Raw genomic sequence first — 23,052 nt, forward strand, 5'->3', positions numbered from 1 at the left:
TGCCGCGCGGCCGTCCGTCACCCCCACACCGGCTCCGGGGTCTCGCCGACCTCGCCGTCCCCGGCGAACAGCACGAACCGGTCGAAGGTGCGGGTGAACCACCGGTCGTGGGTGACCGCGACCACCGTGCCCTCGAACGCCTTCAGCCCCTCCTCCAGGGCCTCGGCGCTGGCCAGGTCGAGGTTGTCGGTGGGTTCGTCGAGCAGCAGCAGGGTCGCGCCGGACAGCTCCAGCAGCAGCACCAGGAACCGCGCCTGCTGGCCGCCGGAGAGGGTGCCGAAGCGTTGGTCGCCCTGCCCGGCCAGCTCGTACCGGCCGAGCGCGGCCATCGCGGCGTGCCGCTCCATCCCGGCCCGGTGCTCGTCACCCCGCCAGAGGATCTCCACCAGGGTCTTCGCCATCAGCTCCGGACGGTCGTGGGTCTGCGAGAAGTGCCCGGGTCGGACCCGGGCCCCGAGCCGTACCACCCCGTCGTGGGTGACCGGGGCGAGCCGCTCGGCCCCGTCGACCGGCCCGTTCGCCGGGTCCGGGTCGGTGCCGCCGCGGGCCAGCAGCCGCAGGAAGTGCGACTTGCCGGTGCCGTTCGCGCCGAGCACCGCGACCCGGTCGCCGTACCAGATCTCCAGGTCGAACGGGTAGGTCAGGCCGTCGATTTCGAGCTGTTCGCAGATCACCGCGCGTTTGCCGGTCCGTCCGCCGGTCAGCCGCATCCGGATGTCCTGGTCCTTCGGGGGTACCGGGGGCGGGCCGGCCTCCTCGAACTTGCGCAGCCGGGTCTGCGCGGCCTGGTACCGCGACGCCATCCCGGCGTTGTACGCCGCCTTCTGCTTGTACATCAGCATCAGCTCGCGCAGCTTCTGGTGTTCCTCGTCCCAGCGACGGCGGCGCTCGTCGAGCCGGTCGTGCCGGGCCACCCGGGCCTCGTACCAGGTGGCGAAGCCGCCCGGGTGCACCCAGGCGCTGCCGCCCTCCACCGCGACCACCCGGTCGGCGGTCCGGGCCAGCAGTTCCCGGTCGTGCGAGACGTAGAGCACCGACTTGGCCGACTCCCGCAGCCGGGCCTCCAGCCAACGTTTGCCGGGCACGTCGAGGAAGTTGTCCGGCTCGTCGAGCAGCAGCACCTCGTCGGGTCCGCGCAGCAGCAGCTCCAGCGCGAACCGTTTCTGCTGACCGCCGGAGAGGGTCCGGACCGGCCGCTCCCGGGCGGACTCCCAGGGCAGGTCGAGCACGATGGTGGCGACGGTGTCGAAGAGCACCTCGGCGTCGTACCCGCCGGCCTCGCCCCAGGCGGCCAGCGCGTCCGCGTACGCCAGCTGGGCCTTGCCCGCCGAGGTGCTGAACCTGCCGCGCAGCTCGGCGGCGCGCATGGCCGCCTCGGTCTCGACCAGCCGGCGGCCGGCGTCGCGCAGCGTGGGCGGGGCGAGGCCGAGCGCCAGGTCGGCGAGGGTGGACTCGTCGCCGATCATGCCGATGAACTGGCGCATCACGCCCAGTCCGCCGAACCGGGCGATGCCACCGGTGGAGACCGGCAGGTCGCCGGAGACCATCCGCAGCAGGGTGGTCTTGCCCGCGCCGTTCGGCCCGACCAGGGCGACTTTGGCCCCCTCACCCACCCGGAACGACACGTCGGCGAAGAGTTCCCGACCGTCCGGCAGGGTGTGCGCCACCCCGGCCACGTCCACGTATCCCACGGCGGCATCCTGCCCGAGCGGGCCGGGCGCGGGACAGCCAATTACCGGGTGACCCGCAGCACCCGGTAGCCCTTCTGGCTGGCGTGCCGCTCCACCTGCCAGCCCTGCTCGGTCAGCCAGCGGTACAGCGAGTCACCACCGAGGTGCCGGGCGACCACCAGCCAGGCCACCCCGTCCGGGGCGAGGCGCGGCAGCCAGCGCAGCAGCAGCACGTGCAGCTCGTCCTTGCCGATCCGGATGGGCGGGTTGGACCAGAGCTGGGCGAAGGTCACCTCGTCCGGTACCTCGTCCGGCGCGGCCACCGTGACCCGGTCGGCGACCCCGACCCGGGCGGCGTTGCCGGCGGTCAGCTCCCGGGCCCGTTCGTTGACGTCGACCGCCCAGACCGTCGCGGCCGGGGCCTGGGTGGCGAGCACACAGGTGATCGGACCGAATCCGCAGCCGAGGTCGAGCAGTGCCCCACCGGTGCCGGTGCCGGGCAGTTCGGCCTTGCGCAGCAGCACCGCGGTACCGGGGTCGAGGCGGTCGGCGGAGAAGACCCCGCCGGCGGAGTCCAGTGTGTAGTCGCGCCCGGCGACGGAGAACTCGACCTCGCGCCGGGACGACGGGCCGGTGGGGTGGGGGCTGAAGTAGTGGTCGCCGGTCACGTCCGCATTGTCGCGCACCGGGTCGGGCCGGCGGGTCGGTGGTCGGGTGGTCGGACCGCCGGTGTGCCCGGCGGCTACCCGTCGGCACCGGGCGCGCCCGCCGGGAATCGACACCGGACCACAGTGCCGCGATTTCCGCTTTTAACCCCCAAAGGGGCTAATGCCCCTTAATCTATGCGCATGGTGTACCGGCACGCGTCCGAAGAGGACGCCTCCGAGCAGTTCCGGCAGGCCGGAACCGACCCCTCGGCCCCCGACGCCCGACGGGCGCGGCCGGTCGGCCCCGCGCCCTCCCGCTTCCCTCCCCCGATACCGCCCCGAACCATCCGGCCGGCGGCCGAACCGGCCCGCGGTGCCGTCCCGGTACCCCAGCCGGTGGCACCACCGGTCGCCCCGGCCGGACAGCCGACGGACATGGCATCGTCCGAGCTGTCCTTCTCGGCCGAACCGGACCCAGCGTCCGCCCTGTCCTTCACGGCCGAACCGGGCCCACCTGACCCACCGGGCGACCAACCGACGCGGCCGGTCCACGGCAATCCGACGGAGCCGGCGGCGGCACATCCGACAGCGCAGCGGCCAGCGGGGCCGGGCGGACGGCTCTGGCAGGTGGTGGTCGGCTGCGCGGCCGCCCTGGTGCTGCTGGGCATCGGCGGCCTCGGCACCACGGCGGTCCTGATGGAACGGGAGTCCCCGACGGGCACCGGAAGCGGACCGACCGCCTCACCGGCCGCCACCGGGACCGAGCGCCCCGCCCGGGTGGGCCTGGACTCCCGGGACACCGATCCGCTGCCGCTGACCGCGAAGGAGCTGTTCCCCGGCCGACAACTCGTCGTCGCCACCGGACAACCTGGCTACCAGGTGCTCCGCACCCAATCCAGCGGAAGCTGCGCGGCCGCGGCCACCGACGACATCGCCGACCTGCTGGTCCAGCTCGGCTGCAACCAGGTGGTACGCGGCACCCTCCGCGCTCCCGACAAGGGGTACCTGGCCACCGCCGGACTGTTCAACCTCACCGACCGGGCCACCGCCGAGCGGGTCCAGGAGCGGATCCGGGAGATCCTCCAGGAGCATCGTGGCCGGTTCACCGGCCTGGTAGCCGGCGACGACACCAAGGTCCTGACCACCGCCGCCGCCCGGGTGTCCTGGCAGGCCAGCGGCCACTACGTCGCCTACAGCATGGTCGTCCGGGCCGACGGCGAGCCGGTACGCGCCGACGACGCGACGGCCAAACAGATCCTGCTCGACCTGGTCCAGCGGCACCTCACCAAGGGAGTACTCGACCGGCGGGCCGACGCCGACCTCACCCAGCCCAGCACCGACCCGGACGACTGACGCCGGTCGACGCGAGCGACACCTGACGCCGGTCGGCACGCGAGCGACACCTGACGCCGGTCGGTACCGGAGAAAGACTGACGCCGGTCGACGCGGGACCGGCACCCCGGTCACGGGACCGGTCAGGACGCGGTCGGCACCCGGAGTCGCCGGGTGAGGTCGGCGCGGCGGGCGTACTCGGCCGGATCGTCGGGGTAGCCCACCGCCACCAGGGTCAGCCCGTGCGCGGGCGCGACGGTGACCTCACTGGACCGCTCCCGGCGGGTCAACAGGCCGGCCGGCCAGTCGGCGGGCTTGCGCCCCTCCCCGACCGCCAGCATCGCACCGACCAGGCTGCGCACCATCGCCTGACAGAACGCGTCCGCCTGGACCGTGGCGACCAGCAGCCCGTCCGGGTCCCGTCGCCAGTCCAGCCGGGTCACCTCGCGCAAGGTGGTGGCGTTCTCCTTGCGCCGGCAGTACGCGGCGAAGTCGTGCTCCCCCACCAGACCGGCCGCCGCCGCGTTCAACGCGGCCAGGTCCAGGGGCCTCGGCCAGGCCAGCACCTCGTGCCGGCGCAGCGGCTCCGCCCCCCACGGGGCGTCGGTCACCCGGTACTCGTAGCGGCGGAAGGTGGCCGAGAAGCGGGCGTCGAAGTCGGCCGGCGCCTCGGTCAACGCCCGGACCCGGACGTCCGGCGGCAGCAGGCGGGCCAGCCGGCGCAGCAGCGCGCCCCGGTGCGCGGCCCACACCTCGGCCGGCAGGTCCAGGTGGCACACCTGACCGGCGGCATGCACCCCGGCGTCGGTACGCCCGGCCACGGTCAGCCCGGTCGCGGTGCCCGCGCCGAGGACCAGGTCCAGTGTCGCGGTGAGCACCCCGGCCACCGTCCGCCGCTCCGGCTGGGCCGCCCACCCGGAGAAACCGGTGCCGTCGTACGCGACGTCCAGCCGCAGCCGGATCCGCTCCTCCACCCGTACCTCCCGTTCATGCGTCGGGCCCGACACCCGCGAGGGGTGCCGGGCCCGACGGTGGCCTCAAGCTCAGGCCTTGTCGTTCTCGCCGGTCTTGTCGTTCTCGCCGGCCTCGTCGCTGTCCTCGCGGGCGGCCGGGGTGTCCCCGGAAGCCGACACGGGCGCCTCGGCGTCCTGGTCGTCGGCCTTGGCCTGCGGGGCCTCCTCCGCCGGCGCGAGCGCCTCGACCTTGTCCTGCTGCGCGGCCTTGCGGGCGGCGGTCTTCTTGTTCGCCTTCGGCTCGGCGACCTGAAGCTCCTCCACCAGCTCGATGATCGCCATCGGCGCGGCGTCACCCTTGCGCGGACCGGTCTTCACGATCCGGGTGTAGCCACCCTGACGGTTGGCGTACCGCGGCGCGATCTGGTCGAACAGGGCGTAGACCACGTCCTTGTCCTTGACGACGCCCAGCACCCGCCGACGCGCGGCCAGGTCGCCGCGCTTGGCCTTGGTGATGAGCTGCTCCGCGAGCGGACGCAGCCGCCGGGCCTTCGTCTCGGTGGTCTGGATCTTGCCGTGCTGGAACAGCGCGGTGGCCAGGTTGGCCAGCATCAGCCGCTCGTGCGCGGGGCTGCCGCCGAGGCGGGGACCCTTGGTGGGCGTGGGCATGGTTGGTGCTCCTCGTTTAGATGCTCAGCCGCGGTTACAGCTGCTCGGTCTCGCGGTAGTCGTCGGTGTCGTAGTCAGCCTCGCCGAAGGTGTCCACGACGTGTGCCGGGTCGAAGTTGGGCGCGGAGTCCTTCAGGCCCAGCCCCATTCCGGCGAGCTTCATCTTGACCTCGTCGATCGACTTCTGACCGAAATTGCGGATGTCGAGGAGGTCGGCCTCGGTGCGCCCGATCAGCTCACCGACGGTGTTGATGCCCTCGCGCTTGAGGCAGTTGTAGGACCGGACGGTGAGGTCCAGTTCCTCGATCGGCAGGGCCAGGTCCGCCGCGAGCTGGGCGTCCTGCGGGGACGGCCCGATGTCGATGCCCTCGGCGGTCTCGTCCAGCTCCCGGGCCAGCCCGAAGAGCTCCACCAGCGTCGAGCCGGCCGAGGCCAGCGCGGTACGCGGCCCCATCGACGGCTTGGTCTCGACGTCGATGATCAGCCGGTCGAAGTCGGTCCGCTGCTCGACCCGGGTCGCCTCGACGCGGTACGTCACCTTCAGCACCGGCGAGTAGATCGAGTCGACCGGGATCCGGCCGATCTCGGCGCCCGCCTGCTTGTTCTGCGCGGCGGTGACGTAGCCGCGACCCCGCTCGACGGTCAGCTCCATGTCGAGCCGGCCCTTGCCGTTCAGGGTGGCGAGCTTCAGGTCCGGGTTGTGCACCGAGACGCCGGCCGGGGGCTGGATGTCACCCGCGGTCACGTCGCCCGGACCCTGCTTGCGCAGGTACATGCTGACCGGCTCGTCGTGCTCGGAGCTGACGCACAGCTCCTTGATGTTCATGACGAGCTCGACCACGTCCTCCTTGACCCCGGGGATGGTGGTGAACTCGTGCAGCACACCGTCGATCTTGATCGAGGTGACCGCGGCACCCGGGATGGACGACAGCAGCGTACGCCGCAGCGAGTTGCCCAGGGTGTAGCCGAAGCCCGGCTCCAGCGGCTCGATGGTGAACCGGGACCGGGTCTCGTTGATCGACTCTTCGGAGAGGGTCGGTCGCTGGCTGATGAGCATGTTGTCTCTTCTCTTCCGGGGCGCCCGCTATATGACGCCCACGACACAACTGGCGCGGTGGCCCGCCGGCGAGGCGGGCCACCGCAGCGAGCCCTGTTACTTCGAGTAGAGCTCGACGATGAGCTGCTCCTGGACCTGCGTGTCGATGACCTGCCGGGCCGGGAGCGAGTGCACCAGGATCTTCATCTGGCTGGGGATCGCCTCCAGCCACGCCGGGACCGACTTCGAGCCGGCCTCGGCCTGCGCCACGATGAACGGGGTGAGCTCCTTGCTCTTGCCCCGGACCTCGATGATGTCGTGCTCCTTCACCCGGAACGACGGGATGTCGACCTTCTTGCCGTTCACCGTGAAGTGCCCGTGCTTGACGAGCTGACGGGCCATGTCCCGGGACTTGGCGTAGCCGGCCCGGTAGACCACGTTGTCGAGCCGCGACTCGAGGATCTGGAGGAGGACCTCACCGGTCTTGCCCGGCTTGGCCACGGCCTCCACGTAGTAGCCGTGGAACTGCTTCTCGAGAACGCCGTAGACCCGACGGGCCTTCTGCTTCTCGCGGAGCTGGAGCAGGTACTCCGTCTCCTTGGTGCGACCCCGGCCGTGCTGTCCGGGCGGGAACGGCCGGGACTCGAACGGGCACTTCGGGCCATCGCACTTGCTGCCCTTGAGGAACAGCTTCATCTTCTCCCGCCGGCAACGGCGGCAGTCAGCACCGGTGTAACGAGCCATCTCTCTCTAACCTCTCAGACCCGGCGACGCTTCGGCGGACGGCATCCGTTGTGCGGCTGCGGGGTGACGTCGGCGATCTGGCCGACCTCCAGCCCGACGGCCTGCAGCGAACGGATCGCGGTCTCCCGGCCGGAGCCGGGGCCCTTGACGAACACGTCGACCTTGCGCATGCCGTGCTCCATCGCCCGGCGCGCGGCGGCCTCGGCGGCCAGCTGCGCGGCGAACGGGGTCGACTTGCGCGAGCCCTTGAAGCCGACCTGACCGGCGGAGGCCCAGGAGATGACCGCGCCGGTCGGGTCCGTGATGGACACGATCGTGTTGTTGAAGGTGCTCTTGATGTGCGCCTGCCCGTGGGCGACGTTCTTGCGTTCCTTGCGCCGGACCTTCTTGACGGCGGCTCCGGCACGAGCCTTCGGTGGCATAAGTCTGTGCGCTCCTAGTTACTTCTTGCCGGGCTTCTTCTTGCCGGCGACGGTCCGCTTCGGGCCCTTGCGGGTACGGGCGTTGGTCCGCGTCCGCTGGCCGCGCACGGGCAGGCCCCGGCGGTGCCGGATACCCGCGTAGCAGCCGATCTCGACCTTGCGGCGGATGTCAGCGGCGACCTCGCGGCGCAGGTCGCCTTCTACCTTGTAGTTGGCCTCGATGTGGTCGCGGAGCTGGACCAGCTCCTCGTCCGTGAGGTCCCGGGCGCGCTTGTCCGGCGAGATGCCGGTCGCGGCGAGCGTCTCCAGGGCGCGGGTGCGACCCACACCGAAGATGTACGTGAGCGCGATCTCCATCCGCTTCTCGCGGGGGAGGTCGACGCCGACTAGACGTGCCATTAGCGGGCGTACTCCCTTTGGTGTTCTGGCGGAGGTGTGGACCCGTCCCACCCCGCTACCGGCCGTCCCTGTCCTTCCGGCGCTGAACTGCGCCGGCGACCGGGATCGGTCGCTGCCCGAGCGGGCCCCGGCCTCCGACCGGGGGTCAGCCACGCGGGAGTACGCGATGCGTACCGCTCGTGGCTGGGACGAGCTGGTGATGTGGTGTCAGGACCTGCGGCCCGAACCGACCCGGCCGACCGTGTCGCACGGTCGGTCAGGGCTGGCTCAGCCCTGGCGCTGCTTGTGGCGCGGGTCGGTGCAGATCACCATGACCCGGCCGTGCCGGCGGATAACCCGGCACTTGTTGCAGATCCTCTTGACGCTCGGCTTGACCTTCACGGTTGCCTTACTTCCCATCTGGCCCGGCGACGCGAAGAGATCACGCGACACCGGACGTCGAAGACGGACACGGGGACGACCCGGCCGCCGTCAGGTGGTTACTTGTAGCGGTAGACGATGCGGCCGCGGGTCAGGTCGTACGGCGAGAGTTCGACGACGACCCGGTCCTCCGGCAGGATGCGGATGTAGTGCTGCCGCATCTTGCCGCTGATGTGAGCCAGCACCTTGTGACCGTTCGCGAGCTCCACCCGGAACATGGCGTTCGGCAGGGGCTCGATGACTCGACCCTCGATCTCGATGGCTCCGTCTTTTTTCGGCATGTCCTCCGCTGTCCTGACGTCGGTTACTCCGGACGGCCCACAACGTCTTACACGAACCCCTGATCATGATCAGAATGCTCGAGCCAGCCGCGGCTCCGGGCCCCCACCGAAGCGCAGGGTGGGCATGCCGGAGTGGACGCTGTGCGCCGATCTGAAAGTGTACGCCGGCCGTCCGGTGCTCGCCAAACCGGCCACCCCGGTCACCCAAAATCAGGACGAAGAACCACGGATCAGGCAGACGGCCGGCCGTCGTCGCCGGTCTGCTCCCGCTCGGCGGTCAGTTCGCCCGCGCCCGGCTGCTCCCGCTCGGCGGTCAGTTCGCCCGCGCCGGGCTGCTCCCCGGCGGCGGTCAGTTCGCGTTCCTGCCGCTCGGCCTTCAGCCTCCGCCGCTGCTCCCGCTTCTCGGCCTTACGCAGCCTCTTGCGCTCCTGCTCGGCCACCCACCGCTCCGGCTCACCCCGGACCAGCCCGAGCGCGGTCTGGACCACCAGGATCGCCCCCCACGGCCCGGCCACCCAGCCCGGCCAGAAGTAGACCGGACCACCGTCGAGCACCGAGATCACCGCCCACACCGCCACGGTGACCGCGACCACGGTGAGGTACGGCTCCCACGTCTCCACCAGCCACCGGACCGTCGCCGAACGGGCCGCGACCGGCTTCCCGGCAGGCGCGGACACAACCACCCCGCCGCCCACCCCGGGCGCCGGCTGGGGCACGGCCACCGTGCCACCGGCCGCGGTCGCCGGGTCGGGCAGGTCGGCCAGCACGACGTCCAGCTCACCGTACGTCCGGGCGAGATAGGCCCGCTGGAGGCGGTCGTCGTACTCGTGCAGGTCCAGCCGACCCTCGTCGAGCGCGACCCGCAGCCGGCCGGCCACCGCCTCCCGGTCCGCGTCGGCAGCCCGCATTCCGTCGCGTCGGTCCATGTCGCCAAGCATGTCACGAGCCGGCGACGGCCCTTGGCCCGGTCTTGTGGATCATGGTTCGTGCCCGTCGTGCACGGTACGGCGACGGTGCCTCTCCGACGCCCGGGACGCCCGCCGTCCGGACCCGGATGCCGGGCCGGGGCCGGATGCCGGGCCGGGGCCGGATGCCGGGCCGGGGCCGGATGCCGGGCCGGGGCCGGATGCCGGGCCGGGGCCGCACGCCGCCGGGGCCGGCGGTGACACCACGGTGGGTGGCAGCTCAGGTGTAATCGGTTCGGCGTGTCGTGTAGCTGAGCCGCCCAGAAAGCCGGAGCGACGCGCCGCCGTCGCGGGGCATCCGTACCATCGGGGCTGCGGGACGGCCCGCGGGCGGTGTGGGGACCCCAGGAAAAGCCGGAGCCGATCCGTGCGGTCCGTAGACGCTGCGGCGGTCGGTGGTGCGGGTCAGGCGGCCGGCGTGTCGGCCGGCTGCCGGGAGGTCACCAGGTCGCCCAGCCGGGACCGGCCGCCGTCCGGTGCGGTCAGCACCCACACGCCGTCCGGCAGCAGCGCCATGGAGTGCTCCACGTGCGCCGCCACCGACCCGTCCCGGGTCACCACCGTCCAGCCGTCGGCGAGTTCGGCGGTACGCGGCGAACCCATCGTGATCATCGGCTCGATGGCCAGCGCCATCCCGGCCACCAGCCGGGGCCCGCGTCCCGGCCGGCCGTGGTTGAGCACGTGCGGGTCCTGGTGCATCTCGGTGCCGATGCCGTGCCCGCCGTACCCGTCGACGATGCCGTACCGGCCACCCTTGCGTACCGCGGTCTCCACCGCGTGCGAGATGTCGGTGAGCCGGCCGCGGCCGTTCGCCGCGCCCCGGGCCGCCGCCGCGATCCCCGCCCACATGGCGTCCTCGGCCACCTCGGCCATCCGCAGCAGCGCCGGGTCGACCCGGCCCACGCCGACGGTGATCGCGGCGTCGCCGTGCCAGCCGTCCAGCACCGCGCCGCAGTCGATCGAGATCAGGTCGCCCTCGTGGAGCACCTGGTCGGGTGCGGGGATGGCGTGCACGATCTGCTCGTTGACCGAGGAGCAGATCGACGCCGGGAAGCCGTGGTAGCCCTTGAACGAGGGGACCGCGCCGGCCGCCCGGATCACCGACTCGGCGATGGCGTCGAGATCGCCCGTGCTCACCCCCGGGGCCACCGCCTCGCGCATCCGCTGCAACGCGGCGGCCACCACCAGACCGGCGGCCCGCATCTTCTCGATCTGCTCGGGGGTCTTCAGCTGGATGTCCAGCTGCTGACGGCGCATGGCGCGGTCACCTTTCGTCGACGGGGAGGTGGAGCCACGCGTCGCGTGCTCCCCCTCCCCGCACTCTATCGCCGTCCGGAGCTGGCGTTCAGCCGCCGTAGGAGCGCAGGGCGTCGATGGCCCGGACGGTCACGTCCTCCACCGGGCCGGTCGCGTCGATCCCGACCAGCTTGCCCTGGGCGCCGTAGTAGTCCACCAGCGGCGCGGTCTTCTCGGCGTACTCCCGCAGCCGCGCCGCGATGGTCTCCGGCTTGTCGTCGTCCCGCTGGAACAGCTCCGCGCCGCAGCGGTCACAGATGCCGTCCCGGGTGGTGGCGTCGAACTCGACGTGCCAGATCTTGCCGCAGCCCCGGCAGGTACGCCGGCCGGAGAGCCGCCGGATCACCTCGTCGTCGTCGACGACCAGCTCCAGCACCAGGTCCAGCGCGGTACCCAGGTCGGCGAGAAGCTTGTCCAGCGCGGCGGCCTGCGGGGTGGTGCGCGGGAAACCGTCGAGCAGGAAGCCCTCGGCGGCGTCCGGCTCGGCGAGCCGGTCCCGGACCATGTTGATGGTGACCTCGTCCGGAACCAGCTTGCCTGCGTCCATGTACCGCTTGGCCTCGACGCCCAGCGGCGTGCCCTGGGAGACGTTCGCCCGGAAGATGTCCCCGGTCGAGATCTTCGGGACGGCCAGGTGGGCGGCGATGAACTCCGCCTGTGTGCCCTTGCCCGCCCCCGGCGGGCCAACCAGAACGAGTCGCATCTACCGCAGGAACCCTTCGTAGTTCCGCTGCATGAGTTGGCTCTCGATCTGCTTCACGGTCTCCAGACCGACGCCGACCATGATGAGCACAGCGGTGCCGCCGAACGGGAAGTTCATGTACGCCTGGCTGTCCAGCCAGATGAAGAAGAAGTTCGGCAGGATCGAGATGATCGCGAGGTAGAGCGCGCCCGGGAGGGTGATCCGGCTGAGGATGAAGTCGAGGTACTCGGCGGTCGGCTTGCCGGGGCGGATGCCCGGAACGAAGCCGCCGTACTTCTTCATGTTGTCCGCGACCTCGGTCGGGTTGAACGTGATCGAGACGTAGAAGTACGTGAAGAAGATGATCAGCAGGAAGTACACCGAGATGTAGATCGGGCTGGTCGGGTCGACCAGGTTGTTCTGGATCCACGCCTGGGTCTTGCCCGGGTTGTTCTGGTCGAAGAACTGGAGCGCCAGCTGCGGCAGGTACAGCAGCGAGGAGCCGAAGATGACCGGGATGACACCCGCCTGGTTGACCTTCAGCGGGATGTAGGTCGAGGTGCCGCCGTACATCCGCCGGCCGATCATGCGCTTGGCGTACTGCACCGGGATCCGGCGCTGGGCCTGCTCGATGAAGACGACCGCGGTGATGACCAGCAGGACCAGCGCGATGACCAGGGCGAACCACTCCCAGCCCTTGGTCTGCTTGATCTGCCAGCCCTCGCTGGGGAGGCGGGCGGCGATCGAGGTGAAGATCAGGACGGACATGCCGTTGCCGACGCCCCGGTCGGTGATCAGCTCACCGAGCCACATCACCATGCCGGTACCGGCGGTCATGGTCATGACCAGGATGGTCAGGGTCAGCCAGTCCGGGATACCGGTCCCCTGCGGGATGATCGGGAACTGGTCGCACTGGTTGTTGAACAGCTGCCCGGAGCGGGCCAGCGCGACGAACGCCGACGCCTGGAGGACACCCAGACCGAGGGTCAGGTACCGGGTGTACTGGGTGATCTTCGCCTGGCCGGCCTGGCCCTCCTTGCGGAGCTGCTCCAGCCGCGGGATCACCACCGTCAGGAGCTGCAGGATGATCGACGCGGTGATGTAGGGCATGATGCCCAGCGCGAAGACCGAGAGCGACAGCAGCGCACCGCCGGAGAACAGGTTGAGCAGGTTGAAGACCCCGTTCGACCCGCCCTCCATGCTGTCGATGCACTTCTGGACGTTCGCGTACGAGACGCCGGGGCTGGGCAGTGTCGCGCCGAACCGGTAGACCGCGATGATGCCGACTGTGAACAGCAGCTTCTTGCGCAGGTCAGGCGTACGGAACGCACTGAGAAAGGCGGACAGCAACTTCTTCCTCCTGCGCGAGGCGGGCCGCCGGTGGTGGTCCCTGGCGGGGCGGGGTGGCAGTCGGGCGAGCGCCCGATATCCATAGCTGGGAACGGACTCTAACAGCCCGACCGCTGTCCGGGCAGGCTTGCCCGGGAACATATATCGCTAACGATGTGATTCGGAACACTGACACGCAGTAGAACCGTGGCGCCCGCCAGTTGTCGTCAACTGAACGAGCGCCACGGTCCTGGATGCCTTACAGCTCGGTGACCGAGCCACCGGCAGCGGCGATCTTCTCCTTGGCCGACGCGCTGAACGCGTGCGCCGACACCTGGAGCGCCACCCCGCCGAGATCCCCGGTGCCGAGCACCTTGACCGGGTGGCCCTTGCGGACCGCGCCGACCTCGACCAGCTCGGCCGGGCCGACCTGACCGCCGTTGGGGAACAGTTCGGCGAGCCGGTCCAGGTTCACGACCTGGAAGACCACCTTGAACTTGTTCTTGAAGCCCTTCATCTTCGGCAGGCGCATGTGGATGGGCATCTGCCCACCCTCGAACGCCGGCGAGATGTTCTTGCGGGCCTTGGAACCCTTGGTACCGCGACCGGCGGTCTTGCCCTTGGAACCCTCACCACGACCCACCCGGGTCTTGGCGGTCTTGGCTCCCGGCGCCGGGCGCAGGTGATGGACCTTGATCGTCATTACTCGACCTCCTCGACCTTCACGAGGTGGTTGACCGCGAAGATCATGCCCCGGATCTCGGGACGGTCCTCCTTGACCACCACGTCGTTGATCCGCTTGAGACCGAGCGACCGCAGCGACTCACGCTGGTTGTGCTTGGTCCCGATCCCGGACCGGACCTGGGTGACCTTCAGGCGTGCCATCAGGATGCCACCCCCGCCCGCGAGGCCAGCATCGCGGCCGGCGCGACGTCCTCCACCGGCAGGCCACGACGCGCGGCGACCTGCTCCGGGGACTCCAGCCCCTTCAGGGCCGCCACCGTGGCGTGCACGATGTTGATCGGGTTCGACGATCCGAGGCTCTTGGAGAGCACGTCGTGGATACCCGCGCACTCCAGCACGGCACGCACCGGCCCGCCGGCGATGACACCCGTACCGGCCGAGGCCGGCTTGAGCAGCACCACGCCCGCGGCGTCCTCGCCCTGCACCGGGTGCGGGATCGACTGGCCGATCCGCGGCACCTTGAAAAAGTGCTTCTTGGCCTCCTCGACACCCTTGGCGATCGCCGCGGGCACCTCCTTGGCCTTTCCGTAGCCCACGCCGACGGTGCCGTCGCCGTCGCCCACGATCACCAGGGCGGTGAAGCTGAAGCGACGACCACCCTTCACGACCTTGGCGACGCGGTTGATCGCGACGACCCGCTCGAGGTGCGGGGTCTTCTCGACGGGCGCGTTTCCGCGGCCGCCCTCACGGCGGTTGTCGCGGCGACCACCCTCGTTGCCACCGGACCCGCCGCCACGGCGCTGTTGACCTGGCATCAGCAGCCTTCCTTCTCTCTCGTGACGGGGTTTGCTAGAACTCGAGTCCGGCTTCGCGAGCGGCGTCGGCCAGCGCGGCTACCCGCCCCGCGTACCGGTTACCACCGCGGTCGAAGACGACCTTCGAGATGCCGGCGGCCTTGGCCCGCTCGGCGAGCAGCGCGCCGACCTTGCCGGCCAGGGCGCTCTTGTCGCCCTCGGAGCCGCGCAGCGAGGCGTCCAGGGTCGAGGCCGACGCCAGGGTGTGCCCCTTGGTGTCGTCCACGATCTGGGCCACGATGTGCCGCAGCGACCGGGTGACGACCAGGCGGGGACGCTCGGCGGTGCCGCTGATGTTCTTGCGGACCCGGAAGTGCCGACGCGCACGCCCGACGGCACGCTTGGCGGCGACGCCGCGGCGGCGCTTGAGCAGCGTGGCGCTCACTTCTTACCTGCCTTTCCGGCCTTGCGGCGGATTACCTCGCCCTGGTACTTCACGCCCTTGCCCTTGTAGGGCTCCGGCGGGCGGATCTTCCGGATGTTGGCGGCGACCTCACCGACGAGCTGCTTGTCGATGCCGGCCACGTGGAACAGCGTCGGCTTCTCGACGGTGAAGGTGATGCCGTCCGGCGCGGGCACCAGGACCGGGTGCGAGAACCCGAGTGCGAACTCGAGGTCCTTGCCCTTGGCGGTGACCCGGTAACCGGTACCGGCGATCTCCAGGCTCTTCTTGTAACCCTCGGTGACCCCGACGATCATGTTCGCCACCAGGGTACGGCTCAGGCCGTGCAGTTCCTTGGCCTTGCGCTCGTCGTTCGGCCGGTTGATCTGCAGCTCGCCGCTGTCCGCCTTCTCCACCGTGATCGGCTCGGAGAGGGTGTGCGACAGCTCGCCCTTGGGGCCCTTGACCTTGACGGTCTGGCCGTCGATCGTGACATCGACGCCGGCTGGCACCGGGATCGACTTACGTCCAATACGCGACATTTCTACCTGTCTCCCGTTACCAGACGAAGGCGAGGACTTCCCCGCCAACGCTCCGCTTGCGGGCCTGCCGGTCGGTGAGCAGCCCCTGGGACGTCGAAATGATCGCCACGCCGAGGCCGCCGAGCACCCGCGGGAGCCCGTCCGACTTGGCGTACACCCGGAGACCGGGCTTGGAGACGCGCTTGATGCCGGCCAGGCTCCGCTCCCGGTTCTGGCCGTACTTCAGCTCGACGACCAGTCGCTTGCCGACGGTGCCCTCCTCGGGCTCCTCGACCGACCAGGTGGCGATGTAACCCTCGGTCTTCAGGACCTCGGCGATGTTCGCCTTGATCTTGGAGTAGGGCATCGTCACCCGGTCGTGGTACGCCTGGTTGGCGTTACGCAGACGCGTGAGCATGTCTGCGATCGGGTCGGTCATCGTCATGGATTTCGTCTACCTTTCTCGCCGGGGTTCCCGCGGGTACGCCCGGGGCCTACGGCGAAGAGACAGTGCAGCTGACGCGCGGAGCGCGCCGGGCTATTACCAGGAAGCCTTGGACACGCCGGGCAGCTCACCGCGGTGGGCCATCTCCCGGATGCACACCCGGCAGAGACCGAACTTGCGGTAGACCGCCTTCGGACGCCCGCACCGCTGGCAGCGGGTGTACGCGCGAACCGAGAACTTCGGCTTCGCGGCCGCCTTGAGGATCAGCGCCTTCTTGGCCATCTCAGTTCTCCTTGAACGGGAAGCCCAGGAGCTTGAGCAGCGCCCGGCCCTCGTCGTCGGTCGTGGCGGTGGTGACCACCGTGATGTCCATGCCCCGCTGGCGATCGATCTTGTCCTGGTCGATCTCGTGGAACACCGACTGCTCGGTCAGACCGAACGTGTAGTTGCCGTGCCCGTCGAGCTTGCGCCCGTCCAGGCCGCGGAAGTCACGGATACGCGGCAGCGCGATGGACAGCAGCCGGTCCAGGAACTCCCACATCCGGTCGCCGCGCAGGGTGACCTTCGCGCCGATCGGCATGCCCTCACGGAGCTTGAACTGCGCGATCGACTTGGTCGCCCGCCGCACCTGCGGCTTCTGGCCGGTGATGGTGGCCAGGTCGCGGACCGCGCCGTCGATCAGCTTGGCGTCCCGGGCGGCCTCGCCGACACCCATGTTGACGACGATCTTGACGAGCCGCGGCACCTGCATCGGGTTCGCGTAGTCGTGCTGCTCCCGCAGCTTCGCCACGATCTCGTTGCGGTACCGCTCCTTGAGGCGCGGCAGGGTCTTGGTTTCGGTAGCCGTGGTCATCAGAGGTCCTTACCGGTGCTACGCGCGATGCGGACCTTCTGGCCGTTGTCGTCGATCCGGTACCCGATACGGGTCGGCTTGCCCTCGGAGTCCAGGACCTGCACGTTGGAAACGTGGATCGGGGCCTCCTGGGTGACGATGCCACCGGTCTTGGCGCCACGCTGGGTGGTGCGGATGCGGGTGTGCTTCTTGACCCGGTTCACGCCCTCGACCAGGACCTTGTCCTGCCGCGGGTAGGCCGCGATGACCTTGCCCTTGGCGCCCTTGTCCTTGCCGGCGATGACGACGACCGTGTCGCCCTTCTTGACCTTCACGGTCACAACACCTCCGGCGCGAGGGAAATGATCTTCATGAACCGCTTGTCCCGCAGCTCCCGACCGACCGGGCCGAAGATACGGGTACCGCGCGGGTCCCCGCCGTCCTTGATGATGACGGCGGCGTTCTCGTCGAAGCGGATGTACGAGCCGTCCGGCCGCCGCCGCTCCTTGGCGGTGCGGACGACGACCGCCTTGACGACGTCGCCCTTCTTCACACCGGCACCCGGGATCGCGTCCTTGACGGTGGCCACGATGACGTCGCCGATGCTCGCGTAGCGCCGACCGGAGCCACCGAGAACCCGGATGCACAGGATCTCCCGGGCACCCGTGTTGTCGGCGACGCGCAGTCGCGACTCCTGCTGAATCACGTCTATCTCCTATGTCTGCCGGTTCTCCGGCCGCTACCCGCGGCCGGAGCCTGGCGGAACCCGCGCCCGACCGACGCCGGGCGAGCTCGAGCCTTCGCTACTTGGCCTTTTCCAGGATCTCCACGATCCGCCACCGCTTGGTGGCCGACAGCGGCCGGGTCTCCATGATCAGGACCCGGTCGCCGATGCCGGCGGCGTTCTGCTCGTCGTGCACCTTCAGCTTGCTGGTCCGGCGCATGATCTTGCCGTACAGCGCGTGCTTGACCCGGTCCTCGACCTCGACGACGACGGTCTTGTCCATCTTGTCGCTGACCACCAGGCCCTCACGGACCTTACGGCGGGCCCGCACGGTGGCGGTGGTGTTCTCGGTCTCGCTCATGATGCAGTCACCTCAGTCGGCGCGGCCGAGAGCCCCAGCTCGCGCTCACGCATGATCGTGTAGATCCGGGCGATCTCCCGACGGATGACCTGGAGCCGCCGGTTGTTGTCGAGCTGACCGGTGGCGGCCTGCACGCGGAGGTTGAACAGCTCCGCCTTGGCCTCCCGCAGCTTCGTGACCAGCTCCTCGTCGGAGAGCTCACGCAGCTCGGCGGCCTTAACGCCCGCTGCCATCAGGATTCACCCACTTCGCGCGTCACAATGCGGCACTTCATCGGGAGCTTGTGGATCGCGCGACGCATCGCCTCTCGCGCGATCTGCTCGTTGGGGAAGGACATCTCGAAGAGAACCCGCCCCGGCTTGACGTTCGCGACCCACCACTCGGGCGAGCCCTTACCGGAACCCATCCGGGTTTCCGCCGGCTTCTTGGTCAGCGCCTGGTCCGGGAAGATCGTGATCCAGACCTTGCCGCCACGCTTGATGTGACGGGTCATCGCGATACGAGCCGACTCGATCTGCCGGTTCGTGACGTACGCCGGCTCGAGAGCCTGGATCCCGAACTCGCCGAACACCACCCGGTTGCCACCCTTGGACGCGCCACTGCGGTCCGGGTGGTGCGGCTTGCGGAAGCCCTTCGGGGGCTTGCGCGGCATCAGCATCTGTCAGCCCTCCTGCTGCGTTTCTGCCGGAGCGGTCGCGGTCGCGGCGACGGCACCAGCGTCGACCGGCTCGCCACTCGGCGTCTCGGCCTGCTGCGCGACGGTGGTCGCGGCGGCGGCCCGGCCAGCCTCGGTACCACCGGCGGTCGTGCCGGAGGAACCGGAGCGGCCACGACGGGGACGCTCGGGCCGGTCGCCACGCTCACCACGGCGCGGGCGGGACGGAGCGGCCTCGGCCGGGGCCTCCCGGCCCGGAACCGCGTCGCCCTTGTAGATCCAGACCTTCACGCCGATCCGGCCGAAGGTGGTACGGGCCTCGAAGAAGCCGTACTCGATGTTGGCCCGCAGCGTGTGCAGCGGAACCCGACCCTCGCGGTAGAACTCGGTCCGGCTCATCTCGGCGCCGCCCAGACGACCCGAGACCTGCACCCGGATGCCCTTGCAGACCGGGTTCTTCATCGCCGACTGCATCGCCTTGCGCATCGCCCGACGGAAGCTGACCCGGCTGGAGAGCTGCTCGGCGACGCCCTGGGCGACCAGCTGCGCGTCCGACTCGGGGCTCTTCACCTCGATGATGTTCAGCTGGACCTGCTTGCCGGTGAGCTTCTCCAGCTCGCCACGGATCCGGTCGGCCTCCGCACCCTTACGGCCGATGACGATGCCCGGCCGGGCGGTGTGGATGTCGACCCGGACCCGGTCCCGGGTCCGCTCGATGTCGACCTTGGAGATGCCGGCCCGCTCCAGCCCCTTGGACATCATGCGGCGGATCTTGACGTCCTCGCCGATGTAGTCCTTGTAGAGCTTGTCCGCGAACCAGCGGGACTTCCAGTCGGTCGAGATGCCGAGCCGGAACCCGTGCGGGTGAACCTTCTGACCCATTACTCGGCGCCCTCCGTCTTGCTCTGCGTCTCAGCCGGCTCGGCCTGCTTCGCCGGGGCCGACTTCTTCGCCGCCGCGGACTTCTTCGGCGCGGCCGGAGCGACCGCCTCGACCGCCACGGTGATGTGGCACGTGCGCTTGCGGATCCGGTACGCCCGGCCCTGCGCCCGCGGCCGGAACCGCTTCATGGTCGGGCCCTCGTCGACGAACGCCTCGCTGACGAGCAGCGCGTCGGGGTCCAGCCGCTCGTTGTTCTCCGCGTTGGCGATCGCGCTCGCGAGCACCTTGTACACCTGCTCGCTCGCAGCCTGCGGCGCGAACTGCAGCACCGTGAGCGCCTCCTTCGCGGGCAGGCCGCGGACGAGGTTGACCACCCGGCGCGCCTTCATCGGCGAGATGCGCACGTGTCGCGCAATCGCCCGCGCGCCCGGAAGCACCGGAGCGTCGCCCTTTCCTGGCATCGCTGTAACCCCTTGTTCCTCTATCCGTGGCTCGCCTAGCGGCGGCGGCTCTTCCGGTCGTCCTTCTCGTGACCCTTGAACGTGCGGGTCAGCGCGAACTCGCCGAGCTTGTGCCCGACCATCGCCTCGGTGACGAACACCGGGACGTGCTTACGCCCGTCGTGCACGGCGATCGTGTGTCCCAGCATCTCCGGGATGATCGTCGAGCGCCGCGACCAGGTCTTGATGACGTTCTTCGAGCCCTTCTCGTTCTGCGTCTCCACCTTCTTGAGCAGGTGGTCGTCGATGAACGGGCCCTTCTTCAGGCTGCGAGGCATGTCTTATCTCCCTCAGCCGCGCTTACGCGTGGCGTAGCGGCGGCGGACGATCAGCCGGTCACTCGGCTGGCCCTTGCGACGGGTGCGGCCCTCGGGCTTACCCTGCGGGTTCACCGGGTGGCGACCACCGGAGGTCTTACCCTCACCACCACCGTGCGGGTGGTCGACCGGGTTCATGGCGACACCACGGACGGTCGGGCGCTTGCCCTTCCAGCGCATCCGGCCGGCCTTGCCCCAGTTGATGTTCGACTGGTCGGCGTTGCCGATCTCGCCGACGCTGGCGCGGCAGCGCACGTCGACCCGCCGGATCTCGCCGGACGGCATCCGGAGGGTGGCGTACGCGCCCTCCCGGCCGAGCAGCTGGATACCGACACCGGCCGACCGGGCCAGCTTGGCGCCACCGCCGGGACGCAGCTCCACCGCGTGGATGGTGCTACCGACCGGGATGTTGCGCAGCGGCAGGTTGTTGCCGGGCTTGATGTCCGCGCCCGGACCCGACTCGACGGTGTCGCCCTGCTTCAGGTCCTTCGGCGCGAGGATGTAGCGCTTCTCGCCGTCGGCGTAGTGCAGCAGCGCGATGCGCGCGGTGCGGTTGGGGTCGTACTCGATGTGCGCGACCTTCGCCGGCACGCCGTCCTTGTCGACCCGCTTGAAGTCGATCAGGCGGTACTGGCGCTTGTGGCCGCCACCGTGGTGCCGGGTGGTGATCCGACCGTGGGCGTTGCGTCCGCCCTTCTTCGGCAGCGGAGCCAGCAGCGACTTCTCCGGCGTCGACCGGGTGATCTCAGCGAAGTCGGCGACGCTCGAGCCACGCCGGCCCGGCGTCGTCGGCTTGTACTTACGGATAGCCATTGTCTACACCCCTCAGCTGACCGGGCCGCCGAAGGCCTCGATACGGTCTCCGTCAGCCAGCTTCACGATCGCGCGCTTGGTGGCCTTGCGCTGGCCGAACCCGGTCTTGGTCCGCTTGCGCTTGCCCTGGCGGTTGAGCGTGTTGACCGTCAGGACGCGGACGTTGAAGATCTGCTGGATAGCGATCTTGATCTCGGTCTTGTTGGCGTCCGGGTGCACCAGGAAGGTGTACCAGTTCCGGTTCAGCTCGCTGTAGCTCTTCTCCGAGACGACCGGCGCGACGATGATGTCGCGCGGGTCGGCGATCGTGCTCACTTGCCACCCTCCTCGGTGGTCTCGGCGGGAACGCCCAGGAACTCGTCCAGGGCCTCCTTGGTGAAGACCACGTCGTCGGCCACCAGCACGTCGTACGTGTTGAGCTGGCCGGCCTCGATCAGGTGCACCCGCGGCTCGTTGCGCAGCGACACCCAGTTCAGCTCGTCGGTGCTGCTCAGCACGACCAGGACCCGACGGGCCCCGGTCAGCTTCGCCAGCGTGGCCAGGGCCGCCTTGGTGGACGGCTTCTCGCCGGAGACGAACGCCTCGACGACGTGCACCTGGCCGGCGCGGGCCCGGTCGGAGAGGGCGCCACGCAGGGCGGCGGCCTTCATCTTCTTCGGGGTCCGCTGGCTGTAGTCGCGCGGCACGGGACCGTGCACGACGCCACCGCCGGCGAACTGCGGCGCGCGGGTCGAGCCCTGGCGGGCGCGGCCGGTGCCCTTCTGCTTGTACGGCTTCTTGCCGCCACCGGAGACCTCGCCACGGGTCTTCGTCTTGTGCGTGCCCTGGCGGGCGGCCGCGAGCTGGGCCACCACGACCTGGTGCATCAGCGCGATGTTCGCCTGCGCGTCGAAGATGTCGGCCGGCAGCTCGACCGAGCTGCTCTTGGTGCCGTCGACGGCGAGCACGTCAACCGTGGTCACTTCGCCGCACCGCCCTTCTTCACCTTGGTCTTGGCCGCGGTACGGACCAGGACCAGCGCGCCCTTGGGGCCGGGGATGGCACCACGGACGAGCAGGAGGTTGTTCTCGGTGTCGACCGCCTGGACGGTCAGGTTCTGGACGGTGTAGCGCACGCCACCCATCCGGCCGGCCATCCGGGTGCCCTTGAACACGCGGCCCGGGGTGGCGCAGGCGCCGATCGAGCCGGGCGAGCGGTGCTTGCGCTCGACACCGTGGCTGGCCCGCAGACCGTGGAAGCCGTGCCGCTTCATCGGGCCGGCGTAGCCCTTGCCCTTGGTCTTGCCGGTCACGTCGATCGAGACGCCCGGGGCGAACTCGGCGACGGTGACCTCCTGGCCGGGGGCGTACTCGCCGGCGTCGGTGGTGCGCAGCTCGACGATGTGCCGGCGCGGCGCCACGTCCGCCTTGGCGTAGTGGCCGCTGATCGGCTTCTTGACCTTGCGCGGGTCGATCGCGCCGTAGGCCAGCTGGATGGCCGAGTAACCGTCCTTCTCGGCGCTACGAACCTGGCTGACGACGCACGGGCCGGCCTGCACCACGGTCACCGGGACAACCTTGTTGTTGTCCCAGACCTGGGTCATGCCGAGCTTCGCGCCCAGGATCCCCTTTACTTGCCTGTCCATTTGTCCGGTCCCTACAGCTTGATCTCGATGTCGACGCCAGCCGGCAGGTCGAGGCGCATGAGCGAGTCGACCGTCTTGGGGGTCGGGTCGATGATGTCGATCAGCCGCTTGTGCGTACGCATCTCGAAGTGCTCGCGCGAGTCCTTGTACTTGTGCGGCGAACGGATGACGCAGAAACGGTTGATCTCCGTGGGCAGCGGCACCGGGCCAGCGACCTGCGCCCCGGTACGCGTCACCGTCTCGACGATCTTCCGAGCCGAGGAGTCGACGACCTCGTGGTCATAGGCCTTGAGCCGGATGCGGATCTTCTGTCCCGCCATGGTGGCTTCTGTTCCTTCTCTCGATGCCGCTGTGTTGCGGGCGCCTGCACCGGCTGGCACAGGCCCACTTCCGCCGACCCCCGCGGTCGGGCGTGTCGCGCCCTCGGGCCAGGCTCCGCCCCGGGACTCCGGAGCGATTCTGACCGCACGGTGGGTCAAGGCGCCGATCGCTCTACCGCGACCTGAACGCCGTGCGAGGGTGGTTGGCGGCCTACCGCCAACCACCCTACGCCCGACTGTTCTCTCGCCCGGAGGTTCGGCATGAATCCGAACGCAGGCGGCGAACCGTCGTT

The 23,052-nt window shown here is 69.9% G+C and carries 35 protein-coding genes and 1 pseudogene; 1 reads left to right on the plus strand and 35 read right to left on the minus strand.

Features of this window, described 5'->3' with window-relative positions:
• Positions 1–17: 17 nt before the first annotated feature.
• Positions 18–1,691 carry an ABC-F family ATP-binding cassette domain-containing protein gene (locus PVK37_RS02370; RefSeq protein ID WP_275032026.1) on the minus strand — a complete coding sequence of 558 codons (1,674 nt, stop codon included), beginning with the start codon at positions 1,689–1,691 and terminating at the stop codon, positions 18–20.
• Positions 1,692–1,732: 41 nt separating this feature from the next.
• Positions 1,733–2,338, minus strand: coding sequence for a class I SAM-dependent methyltransferase (locus tag PVK37_RS02375; protein WP_275032027.1), 606 nt, complete (start codon positions 2,336–2,338; stop codon positions 1,733–1,735).
• A gap of 606 nt (positions 2,339–2,944) precedes the next feature.
• Between PVK37_RS02375 and PVK37_RS02380 the strand changes: the two genes are divergently transcribed.
• Complete coding sequence (locus tag PVK37_RS02380; protein WP_275032028.1) at positions 2,945–3,670, plus strand: hypothetical protein; 726 nt, start codon at positions 2,945–2,947, stop codon at positions 3,668–3,670.
• A 122-nt stretch (positions 3,671–3,792) separates the two neighbouring features.
• On the opposite strand, the gene truA is transcribed toward PVK37_RS02380, so the two are convergent.
• From truA to rpsJ, 33 genes and pseudogenes are all read right to left on the minus strand, one after another.
• Positions 3,793–4,623 carry a tRNA pseudouridine(38-40) synthase TruA gene (truA, locus tag PVK37_RS02385; RefSeq protein WP_275032029.1) on the minus strand — a complete coding sequence of 277 codons (831 nt, stop codon included), beginning with the start codon at positions 4,621–4,623 and terminating at the stop codon, positions 3,793–3,795.
• A 69-nt stretch (positions 4,624–4,692) separates the two neighbouring features.
• The gene (rplQ, locus tag PVK37_RS02390; protein ID WP_275032030.1) at positions 4,693–5,271 is read right to left on the minus strand and encodes a 50S ribosomal protein L17; all 579 of its coding nucleotides are present in this window, start codon (positions 5,269–5,271) and stop codon (positions 4,693–4,695) included.
• A 34-nt stretch (positions 5,272–5,305) separates the two neighbouring features.
• Positions 5,306–6,328 carry a DNA-directed RNA polymerase subunit alpha gene (locus PVK37_RS02395; protein WP_076466647.1) on the minus strand — a complete coding sequence of 341 codons (1,023 nt, stop codon included), beginning with the start codon at positions 6,326–6,328 and terminating at the stop codon, positions 5,306–5,308.
• A 96-nt stretch (positions 6,329–6,424) separates the two neighbouring features.
• A complete protein-coding gene (rpsD, locus tag PVK37_RS02400; protein WP_275032031.1) occupies positions 6,425–7,051 on the minus strand; it encodes a 30S ribosomal protein S4 in 627 nt (208 codons plus the stop codon).
• A 14-nt stretch (positions 7,052–7,065) separates the two neighbouring features.
• Complete coding sequence (rpsK, locus tag PVK37_RS02405) at positions 7,066–7,473, minus strand: 30S ribosomal protein S11 (RefSeq protein ID WP_030329919.1); 408 nt, start codon at positions 7,471–7,473, stop codon at positions 7,066–7,068.
• Positions 7,474–7,491: 18 nt separating this feature from the next.
• Entirely contained in the window at positions 7,492–7,872 is a 381-nt protein-coding gene (rpsM, locus tag PVK37_RS02410) for a 30S ribosomal protein S13 (protein ID WP_007073012.1), read from the minus strand.
• 267 nt (positions 7,873–8,139) lie between these two features.
• Positions 8,140–8,253: a 50S ribosomal protein L36 gene (rpmJ, locus tag PVK37_RS02415; protein ID WP_012184307.1), complete on the minus strand. Its 114-nt coding sequence runs from the start codon at positions 8,251–8,253 to the stop codon at positions 8,140–8,142.
• Between the two features lie 98 nt (positions 8,254–8,351).
• On the minus strand, positions 8,352–8,573 hold the full coding sequence (infA, locus tag PVK37_RS02420; RefSeq protein ID WP_007073013.1) for a translation initiation factor IF-1: 222 nt from the start codon (positions 8,571–8,573) through the stop codon (positions 8,352–8,354).
• Between the two features lie 350 nt (positions 8,574–8,923).
• Positions 8,924–9,499 (minus strand): annotated as a pseudogene (locus tag PVK37_RS02425) (DUF1707 SHOCT-like domain-containing protein); the annotation flags it as partial.
• A gap of 444 nt (positions 9,500–9,943) precedes the next feature.
• Complete coding sequence (map, locus tag PVK37_RS02430; protein ID WP_275032048.1) at positions 9,944–10,795, minus strand: type I methionyl aminopeptidase; 852 nt, start codon at positions 10,793–10,795, stop codon at positions 9,944–9,946.
• 88 nt (positions 10,796–10,883) lie between these two features.
• Positions 10,884–11,537 carry an adenylate kinase gene (locus PVK37_RS02435; RefSeq protein ID WP_275032049.1) on the minus strand — a complete coding sequence of 218 codons (654 nt, stop codon included), beginning with the start codon at positions 11,535–11,537 and terminating at the stop codon, positions 10,884–10,886.
• Complete coding sequence (gene secY / locus PVK37_RS02440; RefSeq protein ID WP_275032050.1) at positions 11,538–12,866, minus strand: preprotein translocase subunit SecY; 1,329 nt, start codon at positions 12,864–12,866, stop codon at positions 11,538–11,540. It abuts the gene before it with no gap.
• Positions 12,867–13,104: 238 nt separating this feature from the next.
• Positions 13,105–13,548 carry a 50S ribosomal protein L15 gene (rplO, locus tag PVK37_RS02445; protein WP_275032051.1) on the minus strand — a complete coding sequence of 148 codons (444 nt, stop codon included), beginning with the start codon at positions 13,546–13,548 and terminating at the stop codon, positions 13,105–13,107.
• On the minus strand, positions 13,548–13,730 hold the full coding sequence (rpmD, locus tag PVK37_RS02450; RefSeq protein WP_088982062.1) for a 50S ribosomal protein L30: 183 nt from the start codon (positions 13,728–13,730) through the stop codon (positions 13,548–13,550). Before rpmD ends, rplO begins: the two co-directional genes overlap by 1 nt.
• A complete protein-coding gene (rpsE, locus tag PVK37_RS02455; RefSeq protein ID WP_091290339.1) occupies positions 13,730–14,344 on the minus strand; it encodes a 30S ribosomal protein S5 in 615 nt (204 codons plus the stop codon). The genes rpmD and rpsE overlap by 1 nt, the downstream gene beginning before the upstream one ends.
• A gap of 34 nt (positions 14,345–14,378) precedes the next feature.
• Positions 14,379–14,768 carry a 50S ribosomal protein L18 gene (gene rplR / locus PVK37_RS02460; protein WP_091102576.1) on the minus strand — a complete coding sequence of 130 codons (390 nt, stop codon included), beginning with the start codon at positions 14,766–14,768 and terminating at the stop codon, positions 14,379–14,381.
• Positions 14,765–15,307 carry a 50S ribosomal protein L6 gene (gene rplF / locus PVK37_RS02465; RefSeq protein WP_275032055.1) on the minus strand — a complete coding sequence of 181 codons (543 nt, stop codon included), beginning with the start codon at positions 15,305–15,307 and terminating at the stop codon, positions 14,765–14,767. Before rplF ends, rplR begins: the two co-directional genes overlap by 4 nt.
• 16 nt (positions 15,308–15,323) lie before the next feature.
• A complete protein-coding gene (gene rpsH / locus PVK37_RS02470; RefSeq protein WP_275032056.1) occupies positions 15,324–15,731 on the minus strand; it encodes a 30S ribosomal protein S8 in 408 nt (135 codons plus the stop codon).
• Positions 15,732–15,827: 96 nt separating this feature from the next.
• Entirely contained in the window at positions 15,828–16,013 is a 186-nt protein-coding gene (locus PVK37_RS02475; protein WP_007073023.1) for a type Z 30S ribosomal protein S14, read from the minus strand.
• Between the two features lies 1 nt (position 16,014).
• Positions 16,015–16,584: a 50S ribosomal protein L5 gene (rplE, locus tag PVK37_RS02480; RefSeq protein ID WP_341483414.1), complete on the minus strand. Its 570-nt coding sequence runs from the start codon at positions 16,582–16,584 to the stop codon at positions 16,015–16,017.
• Complete coding sequence (gene rplX, locus PVK37_RS02485; protein WP_186499712.1) at positions 16,584–16,904, minus strand: 50S ribosomal protein L24; 321 nt, start codon at positions 16,902–16,904, stop codon at positions 16,584–16,586. The genes rplE and rplX overlap by 1 nt, the downstream gene beginning before the upstream one ends.
• Positions 16,901–17,269, minus strand: coding sequence for a 50S ribosomal protein L14 (rplN, locus tag PVK37_RS02490; protein WP_007465279.1), 369 nt, complete (start codon positions 17,267–17,269; stop codon positions 16,901–16,903). The genes rplX and rplN overlap by 4 nt, the downstream gene beginning before the upstream one ends.
• A 97-nt stretch (positions 17,270–17,366) precedes the next feature.
• A complete protein-coding gene (gene rpsQ, locus PVK37_RS02495) occupies positions 17,367–17,648 on the minus strand; it encodes a 30S ribosomal protein S17 (RefSeq protein ID WP_088982057.1) in 282 nt (93 codons plus the stop codon).
• Positions 17,645–17,881, minus strand: coding sequence for a 50S ribosomal protein L29 (gene rpmC, locus PVK37_RS02500; RefSeq protein ID WP_091650250.1), 237 nt, complete (start codon positions 17,879–17,881; stop codon positions 17,645–17,647). The genes rpsQ and rpmC overlap by 4 nt, the downstream gene beginning before the upstream one ends.
• The gene (rplP, locus tag PVK37_RS02505; protein WP_007465292.1) at positions 17,881–18,306 is read right to left on the minus strand and encodes a 50S ribosomal protein L16; all 426 of its coding nucleotides are present in this window, start codon (positions 18,304–18,306) and stop codon (positions 17,881–17,883) included. Before rplP ends, rpmC begins: the two co-directional genes overlap by 1 nt.
• 3 nt (positions 18,307–18,309) lie before the next feature.
• Positions 18,310–19,185, minus strand: coding sequence for a 30S ribosomal protein S3 (gene rpsC, locus PVK37_RS02510; RefSeq protein WP_275032058.1), 876 nt, complete (start codon positions 19,183–19,185; stop codon positions 18,310–18,312).
• Positions 19,185–19,646 (minus strand): 50S ribosomal protein L22, encoded by a 462-nt coding sequence (gene rplV, locus PVK37_RS02515; protein WP_275032059.1) that lies wholly within the window; start codon positions 19,644–19,646, stop codon positions 19,185–19,187. Before rplV ends, rpsC begins: the two co-directional genes overlap by 1 nt.
• Before the next feature lie 35 nt (positions 19,647–19,681).
• Positions 19,682–19,963, minus strand: a complete 282-nt coding sequence (gene rpsS / locus PVK37_RS02520; protein WP_013735950.1) for a 30S ribosomal protein S19 — start codon at positions 19,961–19,963, stop codon at positions 19,682–19,684.
• A 12-nt stretch (positions 19,964–19,975) separates the two neighbouring features.
• The gene (rplB, locus tag PVK37_RS02525) at positions 19,976–20,815 is read right to left on the minus strand and encodes a 50S ribosomal protein L2 (RefSeq protein ID WP_275032060.1); all 840 of its coding nucleotides are present in this window, start codon (positions 20,813–20,815) and stop codon (positions 19,976–19,978) included.
• Positions 20,816–20,827: 12 nt separating this feature from the next.
• Positions 20,828–21,130, minus strand: coding sequence for a 50S ribosomal protein L23 (gene rplW / locus PVK37_RS02530; protein WP_007465304.1), 303 nt, complete (start codon positions 21,128–21,130; stop codon positions 20,828–20,830).
• The gene (gene rplD / locus PVK37_RS02535; RefSeq protein ID WP_275032061.1) at positions 21,127–21,777 is read right to left on the minus strand and encodes a 50S ribosomal protein L4; all 651 of its coding nucleotides are present in this window, start codon (positions 21,775–21,777) and stop codon (positions 21,127–21,129) included. Before rplD ends, rplW begins: the two co-directional genes overlap by 4 nt.
• On the minus strand, positions 21,774–22,439 hold the full coding sequence (gene rplC, locus PVK37_RS02540; protein WP_275032062.1) for a 50S ribosomal protein L3: 666 nt from the start codon (positions 22,437–22,439) through the stop codon (positions 21,774–21,776). The genes rplD and rplC overlap by 4 nt, the downstream gene beginning before the upstream one ends.
• 11 nt (positions 22,440–22,450) lie before the next feature.
• On the minus strand, positions 22,451–22,759 hold the full coding sequence (gene rpsJ / locus PVK37_RS02545; protein ID WP_007073037.1) for a 30S ribosomal protein S10: 309 nt from the start codon (positions 22,757–22,759) through the stop codon (positions 22,451–22,453).
• Between the last annotated feature and the right edge of the window lie 293 nt (positions 22,760–23,052).

This window comes from Micromonospora cathayae (assembly GCF_028993575.1).
Classification (GTDB): domain Bacteria; phylum Actinomycetota; class Actinomycetes; order Mycobacteriales; family Micromonosporaceae; genus Micromonospora; species Micromonospora cathayae.